Genomic DNA, 16,063 nt, shown 5'->3' with positions numbered 1-16,063 from the left:
TACACTTTCTATTTGCTTTTCTAAATCTTAATTACCACCACTAATAGTTTGTCCAAAGAAAATTGCATTCATAAAAAGTTTGCTTGTACCAAACCAAAAGGCTCTAAAATTTGGGTTGTCAGAAAAAGAAACTACTTGCCCCCTGCCATAACTTGAACAAATAATAGCTGCAGAGCCTTTCAAAACATTTTCATTTGCTGGCGAAATATAACCTGCTAATAATGGTTTATTGGTATAAGTTAAAGGAGCAGCAAAAGGGTTGCTTGGTTTTTCAAACATTCCTGTCCCTTCTCTAAAAACCGGAATTTCGGTAGTGCTAATTCCGTAAGCAATTGGGTGTGTTTTATCTACTCGGCAGTTAAAAATAGCACCCGGAATGTATTGTGCCCTCGCTACTTCTTGTTGCGTATCATAATTTCTAAAAGCAGTAGAATCTTTACTTTTCACAGTTTTGTACTTTATGTTGGTTAAACCATTTGCGGATGTCCATCTATTGGCATCGCCCATTGCAATTAAAGTTCCTCCGTTTCTCAAAAATCTTTTAATCTCGTCAATTCCGCTTTGGTTAATGGTGTTGTAACGGCCGTCACTCATCACAATCACATTGTATTTATCTAAGCTGATGCTGTTAATATCAGCTTGTTCTACCAAAACTGGTGGCATATTAAAACGTTGGTCTAATAAATGCCAAACCTCACCGGCATCGTTAGCATTAACGCCTGCACCTGTAACCAATAAAGTTTTAGGTTGTTTAATGTTTTTAAAATTACCACTACCTAAGTTAATACCCTCTGTAATACCTGTGTTTACTGGCAAAACATCTATTCCGGTTTCTTTAGCTAAGGAGGTTATTAAGGTAAAAAGTTCATCAGCCAACAAAGGTTGTCCACCTACGGGAATCATAATGGTACCGTCTTCAAATTGTTTTATTTTTCCATTAACCGGGATACTAAATGGTTTTGAAGCTACCTTTGCGTATAACCCTTGTTTTAAAAGCTCATTCAAAATCTTTGGAGCATAAAACTCGTTCCATTCAAAAATATAAGCATAGTTACTTTTTGCACCTAACAATTGTCCTTCTGGAAATTTTACTTCACCTAACTCAGCACCTAACAAACCTGTTGTACTGCTTAATTCGGCATATTTGATATTAAAAGCTAAAGGGAAAGTCCATGCAGATATATCATAAAATAAGCTGTCTTGAAACTGAGTTTGTTTAGCAAAAATGGCTTTTATAGTACTGTATTGTGCTTGGTCTGCAGGTACTACATAAGCTGTTTTATCTTCAAAGGTTTTACCAGCTACATTTGCGTTTTTAGCTAATTGGTAAACCTTTATTTGGTGTCTTTTTAAAATATCTAATAAATGATAGCTAACAGATTTATTATCTGCAGATCCAAAAATATATCCTTTAACAGCATCCGCTTTAGCTAAATTGGTTGCGTTTTTATAAAAACTTTTTTGAAAATCAAGTAATTCTACACGCATACCCTGTGCCGCCTTTAAGGTAGAAAACGCAGTTGTAACTTGATTTTTTACAGTAAAAGGGAATTTTAATACACCATTTATACTTTCTTGTGCATGCCCACGAGAACTTGCTTGTTCAAATAAAATACCAATTGCACCATTAATATCTGGATAAGTGCTTCCTTTTCCATAGTAAAAGTCGTCGTAGTTTTCTTTGGTAAAGTATAAAGAAGCTATTTCATCCAATGCTTTCGCATGATATTCTCCAATTTTAGCAGTTAATTCTTGGTTTATTTTTGGAGTTAAAACATTGGTACGTGAAGGTACGCCAGGCTGAAAAAAGAATGTTGCATTGGTTCCCTGTTCATGGTGGTCTGTTAAAATATTAGGTTTCCAAGTATGAAAAGCTGCTAATCTTCCTTTAGATTCATTGTGCTGTAGCGGCAACCAGTCTCTATTTAAATCAAACCAGTAATGGTTTGTACGGCTATTTGGCCATGGTTCGCTAAATTCTCTGGAGTTGGCATCAGTTACCAAAGTTGTGCTTTTGTTGGCATTTACCCAAGTAGAAAAACGCTGAATACCATCTGGGTTAATTGCAGGGTCAAAAAGTATCACAGTGTTTTTTAATAAAGCATCAATTTCTGCCCCTTGTGCCGCTGCTAAATAATAAGCAACAACCATTGCTGCGTTTACGCCACTTGGCTCGTTACCGTGTACAGAAAAACCTTGCCATACCACAATTGGCATATTTGCCGTAGTTAAATTTGCAGATTGATTAGGGTCTGATAAGGCAACGTGTTGTGCTTTTATTTGTTCAATATTTTTTTGATTATCTGGACTGGTAATGGTTAGCAATAATAATTTACGGTTTTCGTAAGATTTTGCATATTCTACCAAAGTAATCCTATCAGACAGGCGAGCCAACTCTTTCATATACATTACCACTTGGTCATGACTTACATGCTGGTCGCCAATGTTAAACCCAATTACATCTTCTGGTTTTGGAATATTTGGGTTGTAAGAAAGGTTTTGAGGCAAATAATACGATAAAGGAGTTTGCGCTTTTACCCCAAATGTTATCAAAACAGAGAAAATTAATACGTAAAGTTTTTTCATCCTAAATAATTTATGAATCCAATTTAGAAAAATATTAGCTTGGTTGTTTATTGATGCTTTTGTAGTTGGTTAATTTATAAAATTGTTACAGTGTTGATTGTTTAACTCCTTCAAATAAATTTATGTAACCTAACTTTTTATAAAAAAACGCTATTAAGGTAATTTAAAACGCTACATATTTTATTTCACTTTTTACTTCATAATTCCAATATCAATACTTATTTTTAAATTTTTTCTATCAATACCTTCGTTAAATTTTTTTCTAAAGATGTTAAGAGTTGAAGCAGATAAACCATGTAAACTGGTTTATTCATTGGCTAAGCATGAATATTTTGGCTTTTTAATTGAACCTCATATTGTTCAGTTAAATTTAGATGGGGATTTTTCTCTCACTCACCAACGTTTGTTTACCAGTACCGCTTGTGAGTTTAGTGCTTGGTTTGATGCTGCTGACAATAAATTAATTAAGCTTTGCGAAGAGGTTGAGCAAGATTATGTTATTAAAAAACAGTTTAAAAAAACAGTTAGGGCAACAGAGTTTTTTGCAAAAATTTGGGATGATAAATCTTACGATTTTATTAGACCTAAAATAGAGAAAAAACTATCCGAAGTTTTGAAATTGCTAAAAAACAAAGAGCTTTATGTAATGAGTAAAGAAGGTTGGCCGGTAGAAAAACGCATTTATTTTGCTGAAGAACCCGCCACTGTTTTGTTCCATTTTAGACGTAACGAAACAGAAACCAGGTATTTCCCTACCATAAAATATCTTAATAACAGGATTGAGTTTATGTTTAAAGATGCGCAAGTTATTATTAACCAACCTGCCTATTTATTATTAGATGAAACACTGTATAATTTTGAACAAGATTTAGAAGGCAAAAAGCTACAACCCTTTTTAAATAAGCGTTTTATATCTATCCCGAAATCATCTGAACATACTTACTTTACAAAATTTGTTGCGCCATTAATAGAAAAATACCATGTTTATGCCGAAGGTTTTACCATAAATACCGAAAAGCATGAGGCGCAACCTATTTTAAAAGTGGTTTATGTAAGCGGTGGTATTTCAGAAATTCAGCTTTTCTTTAAATACGGTAATTATTCTTTTGCTGGCGGAAATGATTTGGCAGTTACCGTACGTATGGAAAAAGAGGATGATAATTATATCTTCCACCGTATAAAACGTTCTTTAAATTGGGAGAAAAAGAAATTAGAAGAATTAATTGAAATGGGTTTACACACCCAAAGCAATTTGTTTGTGCACTTAGAAGTTGCTCATTTACCAGATGATACAGATAGATCTTTATCTGTATTTGATTTTATTAGTGAACATCACGATGAGTTGATTGAAAAAGGTTTTGTTTTTGAATCTGACAGTAGTGCAAAAAAATATGTGATTGGTAGTAGCAAAATAGATTTAGAAATTAACGAAAAAAACGACTGGTTTGATATTGAAGCCATTGTACAATTTGGGCAATTCAAAATTCCTTTTATACAGCTTAAAAATCATATCCTAAATAAAAAAAGAGAGTTTACTTTGCCTAACGGTGAGATTGCAATTATTCCCGAAAAATGGTTTTCGCAATACGGCAATTTGCTCAGTTTTTCTGAAGGTGATGACCAATTAAGGCTTAAAAAGCTGCATGTTGGATTAGTTTACGATTTTGCAAATAGCGATTTGGCAACCATTACTATGGATAGAAAGCTGCAAAAACTTTCGGACTTTGCACATATTGATGAAGTTGCTGCTCCTATTCATTTTAAAGGACTTTTACGCCCTTACCAAAAAGCTGGTTATGATTGGTTTCACTTTTTACAGAAATACAGTTTTGGCGGTTGTTTGGCAGATGATATGGGTTTGGGCAAAACCATACAAACATTGGCATTATTACAAAAATGCAAAGAAGAGCAGGAAGAACAAGGCATACACACTACTTCTTTAATTGTAATGCCTACTTCTTTGATTTATAATTGGATTAATGAGGCAAAAAAGTTTACACCAAAACTAAAAATTTATACACATACCGGTACTTTTAGAGATAAGAATATTGCAATTTTTAGTAAGTACGATGTAGTAATTACAACTTACGGCATCACCCGTGTTGATACTGACTTAATGAGCCAAATGTTTTTTCATTATATTATTTTAGATGAAAGTCAAAACATTAAAAACCCATCTTCAAAATCTTTTAAAGCGGTTAAAGCCTTAAAATCTAAGCACAAATTAATACTTTCTGGTACACCTGTAGAAAACACAGTTAACGATTTATGGACGCAAATGTCTTTCATAAATCCTGGTTTATTGGGCAGTCAAACTTTTTTTCAAAAAGATTTTGTACAACCCATAGAAAAGAAAAAGGACGAAGACATAGCGCACAAATTGCAGGTTTTAATTAAGCCATTTGTAATGCGCCGAACCAAAGAACAAGTAGCAACAGAACTTCCGCCAAAAACAGAAAACTTGGTTTATTGCGAAATGAGCGAGGAGCAGTTAGATATTTACGAAAAAACAAAATCCGAATATCGTAACGAACTGCTAAAATCTATTGAAACGGGAGATTACCGTAAATCGCCGATACAGATGTTGCAAGGTTTAACCAAATTAAGACAAATTGCCAACCATCCTTATATGGTTGATACAGATTATACTGGTGATTCTGGCAAATTTGAAGATGTAATTCACAAATTAAATAGCGTGGTTGAGGCTGGGCATAAGGTTTTAATTTTTTCTCAGTTTGTAAAACAATTAGATATTTACCGGAAGCATTTTGATAAAAACAACATTAACTATTCTTACTTAGACGGCAGCACCCAAAACCGCGGACAGGTTGTTGAAGAGTTTAAAAGCGAAGACCATATTCAAATTTTCTTGATCTCTTTAAAAGCCGGTGGTGTTGGTTTAAACCTTACCGAAGCTGACTATGTTTTTATTTTAGACCCCTGGTGGAATCCCGCAGTAGAGCAACAAGCCATTGATAGAACCCACCGTATTGGGCAAACTAAAAATGTTTTTATCTATAAGTTTATCACAAAAGACAGTGTTGAAGAGAAAATTTTAGCATTACAAAACAAAAAAATGCGTGTAGCCAAAAGCTTAATTACTACGGAAGATAGTTTTATAAAATCTTTGTCTGAAGCTGATATTAAAGAGATTTTGGCTTAATAAGCTCAATTATTAACTGATATTAGATATAAAATAGATTGTTTTGATCATTGCAGAACAGACTGTACTGGGGTATATATTATAATGCAACTACATAAATTTTAATTTTGAATCGAAAGAAAATAATTAAATGAACTTTTCAGACCCGTTTAAAATATTATCACCAAATGAAAGGTGGGCACCGTCACAAAGTCAAATGGACGCATTTCAAAATGCTTATGACAAGTTGTTGCCACCTTTGGTTTATAAAATTAGGCTTGCTGTTGCCAAATGGAGAGACGAAGACTATCAAGGTGCTTCTGAAACTTCAACATCATTATTGAATTTTTGGTTTAATCAGGAACACCTTATCGGGCAAGCAAAGTTCAGCTTTTTTTTTTCGCAACGTGAAGCCATTGAATCAATTATTTACTTGTATGAAGTAGCAAAGGCAAAAGACAAATATGAATTGATGCGGTTTGACTCTTCGCAACGGGTAAGCACTGGTATGTTTTACGAAAACTGGACTCGTTATGTAATTAAAATGGCGACTGGTGCGGGTAAAACTAAAGTAATGGGTTTAACTTTGGTTTGGTCTTACTTTCATAAACTCTACGAGGCAGACAGTACACTTTCGAAAGACTTTTTAGTAATTGCTCCTAACATCATTGTATTAAACCGTTTGCGCAAGGATTTTGACGGGCTGAAAATGTTTTTTGATGAACCATTTTTTCCTGACAATGGCTATGACGACAGAGACTGGAAAAACGATTTTCAATTAACACTTCATATTCAAGACGACTTAAAACCAATAACAGAATCTGGAAATATTTTCTTAACTAACATACACCGTGTTTTTTTTAATGAAGAGCCTGAGCAAAATTTTGAGACAACATTTTTAGGTGTTAAACCCAAACCCAATGCAGACACTTCAAAAGGATTAGACGTTGGTAAAGTAATGCGAAGCGACAAGATTAAAGATTTAGTTATATTGAACGACGAGGCTCATCATATACACGATAGTTCTTTGGCTTGGTTTAAAAACATTGAGGACATTAGCAACAAATTAAAATTGAAAAACGGTAACGGAATAAGTCTGCAAGCAGACTATTCCGCTACGCCTAAACATAACAACGGTGCTATTTTCGTTCAAACAATTTGCGATTATCCTTTGGTTGAAGCTATCAAGCAAAATGTTGTAAAGTCGCCAGTATTGCCAGACGAAGCATCAAGACAAAAAATTCAAGAAAAAGATTCTTCTGACTTTGTAGAACGCTACCGAGATTACATCCATTTGGGCTATTTAGAATGGGAACAGCAATATGAAGAACTTAAAAATCATAAAACACCTATTCTATTTATTATGACAATGAGCACCAAAGAAGCAGACCAAGCGGCTGCGTTTTTGGAAAGCAATTATCCTTCAATGAAAAATTCAGTGCTAACCATTCACACCAACAATTCGGGCGAAATAAAAGAAGCAACATCAAGCAAAAAGGATAAAGAAGCATTGGAGCTATTAAGAAAAGCAGCAGATGAAATAGACAAAGACCATTCGCCATATAAAGCAGTTGTTTCGGTTTTAATGTTGCGAGAAGGGTGGGATGTTAGAAATGTAACCACCATAGTTGGGTTACGTCCATTTGGTGCTGATTCTAAAATACTTCCAGAACAAACCATCGGTAGAGGTTTACGAAAAATGTTTTCACTAGATATGCCCGAAAAATTGGTTGTGGTTGGTACTCCAGCATTTTTAGAATTTGTAGAAAGCCTTAAAACAGAGGGAGTAGAATTTCAATACAGCCCAATGGGTAAAGGTTCTAAAGGCAAATCGCCGGTAATTGTAGAAGTAGATAAAGAAAATCCAAACAAAGATTTAGATGCTTTAGATATTCCAATACCGCAAATGAGCCCAAGAATTTACAGAGAGTTTAAAAACTTGGAGTTAATTGATGTTAGCACATTCAAAAACGAAAAAGTAATACAGAAAAAGTTCAACAGCGATGAATTGAAGGAAATTGTTTTTAATAACATTGACGGAGATTTTTCGCACAAAACAGTTTTCAAAGACACAAAACCAGATTACAGAAATGTTATTGGCTTTTTTACATCTGCCATTTTAAAAGATAGCCGTTTGGTAAGTGGCTTCAATATCCTTTACCCAAAAGTGGAAAGCTTTATCAAATACCAACTCTTTACTGGGGAAGTGGAACTAAGCGACCCACAAACAATGAGAAATCTTTCAGAAATTAATCTAAAAGAAATTCTGAAAACAACTTTCAAAAAAGCCATTGATGAATTAACCATTTCCGACAAAGGAACTGCCGAAATGAAAAACTTTACTTCATTGAAACTTACCAAACCAAAGGTGGCAGAAAACCAATCTTACCTTGTTCCAAAAAAATCTGTTTTCAATATAATTATTGGCGATAATCCTTTTGAATTGGAATTTGCCGGTTTTTGCGAAAGCAGGTTTAATGATGTAGTTTCATTTGCTAAAAACACCTTTGGCGAAGGTGGCGTAAACTTTAGCATTGAATATCAAAAAGAAAATGGAAATATAGCTTCGTTTTTTCCTGATTTTTTTGTTAAAACATCATCTAACACATTTTTTATTATAGAAACAAAAGGGCGTGAAGATTTAGACGATATACGCAAAATACAACGCCTTGCTACTTGGTGCAAAGACATAAACACTGTACAAAAAGAATACACTTACAAACCAGTGTATATTAAACAAGAAAAATGGGATGATGTGAAAAAAGATATAAAATCATTTATTGATGTATGTGCTATATTTGAAGTAAAATGAAGCCTTGGATTAATAAAGCAAAACAATATTTAGAACATAGCCTTGGTGGGCATATCCCGCAAGAGTTAAACGAGTTAGATTGGAAAGAATCTTTATCACCTAATAACGATAAAATTATAAGGCATTTAAGTGCATTTGCAAACCAACCGGGCGGTGGCTATTTGGTTTTTGGCGTTGATGATAAAACAGGTAAACCTTTAGGAATTAACGCAACAGATGTTTCTAAAATTATTGAAAAGTTAGCAAACCTTGCCAGAAACAATGTAGAACCAGTTGTAATTATAGACCATACTACTGTGCTTTTTCAAGATAAAAATTTGTTACTTATTCATATCAAAGAAAGTGCTGTTAAACCCGTTTATATTGCTGGTAAAACTATAGAAGAAAGTTACCTAAGAAGTGGCTGTTCTACACGTAAGGCCTCTAGGCAAGAAATTGGTGGTTTAATGCTAAACAGTAAGACTCCCGTTTTTGAAGAATTACATGCCTCTAAATTAAAAACTACTTTAGAGTTAATTACCACTTTAGATTACGCCACCATTTATAAATTGTTAAATAAACCTGTGCCCACGCAAATTACCGAAATTACCCAATGGCTGCAAGAAGAAAAAATGGTAGTGCAAATAGAAGACGACGGTTTTTATGTTACCAATTTAGGTGCTTTGGCTGCGGCAAATAATTTGAATGATTTTGATGGTTTGGCCCGTAAAGCAATTAGATTAATAAAATACGAAGGTAATACCAAAGTAGGTGCGAGTAAAGAATTTCCTGGCACCAAAGGTTATGGTATTGGCTTTGAAGGGTTGATACAGTTTATAAAAAGTATTTTACCAGGAAGCGAAGTAATAAAAAACGCCCTACGTAGAGAAACTGTTATTTATCCAGAAATTGCTTTACGCGAATTGGTAGCCAACGCCCTTGTTCATCAAGATTTTACTATTCGAGGTTCTGGCCCAATGATAGAAATATTTAGCGATAGAATAGAAATTTCTAACCCAGGTAAACTATTACCCAATAAAAATATAGATAGACTGGTAAGAACCACTCCCGAATCTAGAAACGAACTTTTAGCGGCCTCTTTTAGAAGATATAATATTTGTGAAGAACGAGGCTCGGGCTTTGAAAAAGCATTAACCGCCATAGAACTTTATGGCTTGCCGCCGCTTAGGTTTCAAGAAACAGAAAGTTCTTTTAAAGTAACCATGTATGCGCCTCGGTCTTTTGCCGATATGACTGAGAAAGAAAGATTAGAAGCCGCCTATCAACATTCTGTTATCCAATATTTTGGCAGTACGGGCTTAACCAACGCATCTTTAAGGCAAAGATTTGGAATGCATGACAAGCAAAGCTCTCAAATATCAAGGTTGATTAAACAGGCTTTAGATTTTGGACGCATTAAGTATAAAGACCCCGATAATACATCAACAAAGTTTAATGAATACGTACCTTATTGGGCTTAAGCTAGAAATACCGAAAATAGAATTTAATCTTGCTTGACTGAGTTTCGGAAAAAACACATAAAACACTGATAATCAGTTGTTTTTTGCTTGACTGGCTTTCGGAAAATGATATAGGTGTTTTTAACAAGCATTAAAAATTCCAACAATTTAATAAATTTGAGGCAAATGTTAGCACCACTTAAAAACTAGAATTTTTGCTTGACTGAGTTTCGGAAAAAACACATAAAATACTGATAATCAGTTGTTTTTTGCTTGATTGGCTTTCGGAAATTGAAATTAACAAAGAAACAAATGAACGATACCGATAAAAACAGAATTATTGAATTAATAAAAGCAGGCGAAAAACTGCCCAAAGAATATATCTATAAACTTTTTGCAGATGAAGAAGATGTATTTCTTTTTTGGAACGGCAGAAAAGAAGATATAACCAATATTGCTTTGCCCTTCCATAGCATAGAACATATTGATGAGCCGCGTAAAGAAAAAGACAAAGCACAAACCAGTATGTTTGAAACCGACTTTAGAGGCCGGCAATTAAAAGGTTGGACAAACAAACTCATCTGGGGCGATAATAAACTCATTCTTTCATCTTTGGCAAACGGCCCAATGAGAGAGGAAATTGAAAAAGAGGGTGGTCTTAAATTGATTTATATTGACCCACCCTTTGCAGTGGGCTCTGATTTTGGCTTTGAAATTGAAATTGGAGGTGAAACAGCAGAAAAAAGGCAGAGTATTATTGAAGAAATTGCATATCGTGATACTTGGGGAAAGGGGATTTCATCATACTTAACAATGATGTATGAACGATTAAAACTAATGCACAAACTTTTAGCAGAAGATGGCAGCATTTATGTTCATTGCGATTGGAGAGTAAGCTACTACCTAAGATTGATGTTAGACGATATTTTTGGTATAGACAATTTCAGAAACGAGATAATATGGTTCTATCCTGGTCGAGAAAGAATTTCTGAAAATAAGTTTCAATCGAAACACGATACAATTTATTATTTCGGTAAATCATCTAAATCCAAACTTAACGCAGTAACTAAGAAATGGGATAAGGAAGAGAGAGTTAAGATGCTTCGTAGAAAAATACACAAAGATGAATATGGTAAAGAGTGGTTTTGGGAGACAAGAGGTCAAGCAAATGGAATAGAACCCTATAAAAAATACCTAGACGAATACGTTGATAAAGGCGGTGCTTTGAATGATGTTTGGGATGATATTCAATTTTTAAGAGGTAACCACCCAGAAAGGGTCGGCTATGAAACACAAAAGCCTGAAGAATTATTAGAAAGAATTATAAAAGCAAGTAGCAATAAAGGGGATTTAATTGCTGACTTTTTTTGTGGAAGTGGAACTACAGCAGCAGCTGCTGAAAAGTTATCTCGTAAATGGATAACCACAGATTTGGGAAGGTTTTCTGTTCACACAGCGAGAAAGCGTTTAATTGGAGTGCAAAGAGAGTTACAAGAAAGCGGAAAAGATTTTAGGGCATTTGAATTACTCAACCTCGGGAAATACGAACGACAGTTCTTTATGGACGACCTTACAAACGGAAAACGTAAAGCCAAAGAAGATTTATATGTTGATTTAATTTTAGAAGCCTATAAGGCAAAGCGAATTGACAATCATGCTACTTTACACGGTAGCAAAGCAGGGCGTTTTGTAAATGTTGGCCCATTAGATGTGCCCGTAACGCAAAGCCTTTTAATGGATATTTTTGAAGAATGCCGCACCAAACTTTATACACAAGTTGATGTATTAGGCTTTGAATTTGAAATGGGTTTAACACCCCAGTTTATTCAAGAACTAAAAGAAAAAGGCGTTTCTGTTGCTTTAAAGTACATTCCTAAAGATGTTTTTGATAAACGAGCAGTAGAAAAAGGACAAGTGAAATTTTTTGACGTTGCTTATTTAAATACTCGCGAAAAGATAAAAGACAAATCTATTACTATTGAACTTACCGACTTTGTTACGCATTACACCCAAGACGATATTGAAGAATTACAACAAAGCATGAGGGCTGGCAGTAAAGTAGTAATAGAAGACGGTCAAATTTTTAAATTAGAGAAAGACAAAAACGGAATCATCACCCGCACTGTGCTTACAAAAGACTGGTTTGACTGGGTAGATTATTGGGCAATTGATTTTGATTACCTGAGCCGTAAAGAAATTATTAAAACTAAGAACGAAGATGGTTCTGTAGAGGAAAAATGGACAGGAAATTATCTGTTTGAAAACGAGTGGCAAAGTTTCCGCACCAAAAAAAATCCATCAATTGATTTTACAAGCGTAGCTCACCAATATAAAGCAGCAGGAAAATATAAAGTGATGGTTAAAGTGGTTGATATTTTAGGTATTGATACCAGTAAAATAATAGAAGTAAATATTGAATAGTTGAAACTTAGTATTGGGATGTTAATTAATATCTGCTTGTTCAAACTTTAGTTTTCGTTTCCCGTAGGGGACAAAATCTCTTTTTCCAATTTAATTAATATTGCTACTTTAAATTTATCTAAAAAAAATAAACAAGAATAAAAATACAATTAAGATTTAGGAAACCTTTTTCCCCTGCAAATTCTCTATAATAGTTTTTAAAATAGAGCGTGTACTTGGCGACCACCATTGTTTTAACATGGTATCTAAAGTAGCTGTTTGGTCTTCACTAACTTTTGCTATTAAGGCTTTTCTTAAGTTAAGTTTACTTTGTTGCCAAGTATTTTGTTCAAACTGCATGTATAAGTTTACTCGTTTAAGTGCAGCAGTCATTAAAGATTCTATTGGGGCTGTTGCATCAATTAACCCAATGGTTTTTGCTTCTTCTGTACCCATTAACTTTCCTTCTAATAAATTACGGTAAGCGTTAGCTTTGCCAATCCAGAAAGCATAAAGCTCAAAAATACTGTCTGGTACAATTATGCCAACGGGTACTTCATTTAAGCCTATAATAAATTTGCCTTCGGCCATTATTCTATAATCTGCACAAATTGCTAAAACACAACCACCAGCAGGGCTATGCCCGCTTATTGCAGCAACTAAAGGTTTTTTAAAACTGGTAATAGTTTTAACAAGGTCTAAAAACTTAGTCCAAAATATTTTCATTTGACTTTCGTCATAATCGTAAAGCTCAATTAAATCTAAACCGGCAGTAAAAAAACCTTCTTTACCTGTAAGTACAACACCACCAATGTTATCATCCTGAGCTATACTAGAAAACATTTTTTTTAACTCATCTATCATCACTTCATTCATTGCATTAGATTTTCCTCTGTCTAATGCAATAATTGCAATTTTATCTTGTATGGTTACTTTGATGGTGTTCATATATTAAGTTTTAATTACGGGGTGTAACTTTATAGTTGATTACTTTTTTAGCAATATGCCCATTTAAATCCATTCCTTCAAGCGTAACTTTATAATTTCCTACATTATCAGCATTAAAGAAACTTACGTTTGCGTTGCCTAAAGAATCTGTAATAATATTAGGGTTCCAGTAAATGGTGGTTCTTAAATCTGCAGTAGAGGTATTAATTTTAGGGTCTTCATAGTTTGGCACATAAAATTCTTTTGGATTAAATATTCCTAAAGGGTTATGAGTTAAAATACCAGGTGCCCAAGTATTACTTACATAACCTGGCTTACCTCTTTTTGTGTTAATAATGATAACACCGCCCCCCCCTCTGCTGCCGTAAATTGCAGTATAACCTATGTTTTTTAATATCTCAATACTTTCCACATCTTGAATTGGAATGCTATTTAGAAAATCAGGTTCAACAAAAATACCATCCATAATAATTTGAGCCTGCTGATTTCTGATAGTTGCAATCCCATTAATAACAGTTAAACCAGCCACCCTACCTTGCAATGCTTGCTCAATAGAAAAAGAATTTTCTAAATCTTTTTCTGTTAAAACCCTATCAGCATTTCCGGCTCCGTTAAGGTTAGATGAACTTTCTATCACAGCCTTTTTTTCTACAACAACAACTTCGCCTAATAAAATAGAACGATTTACGGCACCACTTCTTAGCCACTCTTCATATTGGCTTTTACTGTTTTTTAAATAAGCCATCATAGACTCATTTATGTTTACCGTTAAATTAGGTTGATTGATGTTTTTGGTAACCAATGGAAAAGTGCTGTTATAAACTTCAATTTCCACATTTTTTTTACCATTGCTTCCTCTGGCTTGTATTACAAATTTTGTGCTATCCGGAAAGTACAAACTATCCACTTTAAACTCGCCCAGAGCATCTGTTTTTGCTTGTAATAAAAAAGATTTGCCGCCAGATGAAAATATGGTTACCGTTCCTCCTTCAATTGGTTTGTCTTTTCCTTGGGTTATGCGGCCGCTAATTGATAAAGTTCTTTCTGGTTTAAATACATAATTTGTAGGAGTACTTAAGTTTTTCCAATTAAATCTGCGCCAAGCTTGGGTAAGCATCAACACATCTGCAGCAATTTCTTTTTCTTCATTAATATTAGTAAGGTAATAGTTGGGGTTTTCTACAAAACCTTTAATATCAGAAGTGAGCAATAGGTTGGTGTAAATGTTTTCTTCCTCATCACTATCTATTTTTACCTTATCATTATCTGTAACAGCAATAGAAAAAGAGCCAATTACAGGTTTACCGTTTGGCGCTAATGCGTTAATGTTTAAATTAACTTTTCCCCTAGTAGTGTAAGTGCTTTTATCCGACTTAATGTTTACAGCTAAAGTATCTTTAGGGGCAATAAATACCAGTCTTTCCGCAACCGGCAACATGTTTTCATTAAACAAAGTGATTTGGTTTATACCAGGTAAAAACCTCGATTTATCTAATTTTGCAGCAAAGGCTAAACTTTTGATTTTTGATTTAGCTGTGTAAAACACCGTTCCGTGGTTTTGTGCAATTACGGTGTATTCTTTATCCGCATTTTTATCTAAAAAGGATTTGTTGTTAGCAACCTTAAGTGATAAGCTATCATTACTAATGTTATAAACAGACAAATTTATACCTTCTGTTTGAGCAGTTGGGAGTTTAAAAGTTTTTTCGGAACCATCTTCAAATTTTACAACAGCTTCGTAAGTTTTATTTGGAGAACACATTAAGTTAAAAAAACCCATCCCTAAATGTTTGGTAGTTATAATTGCTACTTTAAGTCCTTCATTATCTTTTACATAACCTTCAATTTTTTTACCTAAACCATCGGCGCCAACAGCTTTAAAAGCTATTTTAGTTCTTACTTCGCTAACTAAGTTGCCACTTTCTGGAAAAAACTGAACATCAACATTATTAGAGGTACTTTTAATAGGAATTGTTTTTGTAATGATGGTGCCTTCCGTAACTTCAATATTAGCTTCAATTATCCCGTCTTGCCCTAAAAAAGCTTTGTCATTGCTAAAGCCAAAAGTAATGTCGCCTTTTACGTTAGTTTTAGTTTTCCCTTTTTCAATTACTTTATCATTTAAAATAACACTGTAATTAACATTTTTATTAGCATACGGGAAAGCATCCATATTACTAAAGTTAATGGTGCTACTCACATTTTCCTTAGCACCATCAGTAGTAAAGCTATAATTTGCTTTTGTTATCAGTTGGTTTGTCCAAGCGTTTCCAATTTTAAATGTTTTATCGTAAAAAAAGTCTTGATCAAAATTACGCATCCATGTGGTGTAAGCTCTTAACCTATAATTTCCTTCTTGTAAAGAATCTTTCAATTCAAAATTACCCCAACCAAAACCTGCAACCAAGGGTAATCTTATGGTTTTTTTAATAGCATTTTTACCATCTATTAAATCAACATATAAAATATTACTGTTCGGCGTAGGCGTTAAATTTTCTGCATTTACTACATAAGCTTTAAACCAAATGTCATCTCCAACAGCGTAAAAAGGCTTATCCGTGTGTAAATAAACTTTTTCTTGAACGTTTGCCCTAAAGTAAGTCTGTATTTTTTCTAAAAAACTTTTTAAAGAATCATCATCAGCTGTAAAACTAAATAAGCCAAAAGTTGATAGTGATAATGCAAGAATAAGGTAGATTTTTGATTTCATTTTGTTTTGATTGTTTTTCACAAGAA

The 16,063-nt window shown here is 33.9% G+C and carries 7 protein-coding genes; 4 read left to right on the top strand and 3 right to left on the bottom strand.

What is annotated here, in order from left to right; translation table 11 throughout:
* Positions 1-27: 27 nt before the first annotated feature.
* The gene (locus tag ACFSSE_RS14815; protein ID WP_379048046.1) at positions 28-2,586 is read right to left on the bottom strand and encodes a M14 metallopeptidase family protein; all 2,559 of its coding nucleotides are present in this window, start codon (positions 2,584-2,586) and stop codon (positions 28-30) included.
* Positions 2,587-2,854: 268 nt separating this feature from the next.
* On the opposite strand from ACFSSE_RS14815, the gene ACFSSE_RS14810 reads away from it, so the two are divergent.
* From ACFSSE_RS14810 to ACFSSE_RS14795, 4 genes are all read left to right on the top strand, one after another.
* On the top strand, positions 2,855-5,749 hold the full coding sequence (locus tag ACFSSE_RS14810) for a DEAD/DEAH box helicase (protein ID WP_379048043.1): 2,895 nt from the start codon (positions 2,855-2,857) through the stop codon (positions 5,747-5,749).
* Positions 5,750-5,879: 130 nt separating this feature from the next.
* On the top strand, positions 5,880-8,540 hold the full coding sequence (locus tag ACFSSE_RS14805; protein WP_379048040.1) for a DEAD/DEAH box helicase: 2,661 nt from the start codon (positions 5,880-5,882) through the stop codon (positions 8,538-8,540).
* Positions 8,537-10,000: an ATP-binding protein gene (locus ACFSSE_RS14800; RefSeq protein ID WP_379048037.1), complete on the top strand. Its 1,464-nt coding sequence runs from the start codon at positions 8,537-8,539 to the stop codon at positions 9,998-10,000. Before ACFSSE_RS14805 ends, ACFSSE_RS14800 begins: the two co-directional genes overlap by 4 nt.
* Positions 10,001-10,291: 291 nt before the next feature.
* A complete protein-coding gene (locus ACFSSE_RS14795) occupies positions 10,292-12,400 on the top strand; it encodes a site-specific DNA-methyltransferase (RefSeq protein WP_379048035.1) in 2,109 nt (702 codons plus the stop codon).
* 156 nt (positions 12,401-12,556) lie between these two features.
* Here ACFSSE_RS14795 and ACFSSE_RS14790 read toward each other — a convergent pair whose 3' ends face one another.
* A complete protein-coding gene (locus tag ACFSSE_RS14790) occupies positions 12,557-13,327 on the bottom strand; it encodes an enoyl-CoA hydratase/isomerase family protein (RefSeq protein WP_379048033.1) in 771 nt (256 codons plus the stop codon).
* A 10-nt stretch (positions 13,328-13,337) separates the two neighbouring features.
* Complete coding sequence (locus ACFSSE_RS14785) at positions 13,338-16,037, bottom strand: carboxypeptidase-like regulatory domain-containing protein (RefSeq protein WP_379048030.1); 2,700 nt, start codon at positions 16,035-16,037, stop codon at positions 13,338-13,340.
* Positions 16,038-16,063: the final 26 nt, after the last annotated feature.

It is taken from the genome of Pedobacter alpinus (assembly GCF_042684645.1).
GTDB lineage: Bacteria > Bacteroidota > Bacteroidia > Sphingobacteriales > Sphingobacteriaceae > Pseudopedobacter > Pseudopedobacter alpinus.
This window is presented reverse-complemented; position numbering and strand designations above follow the sequence as displayed.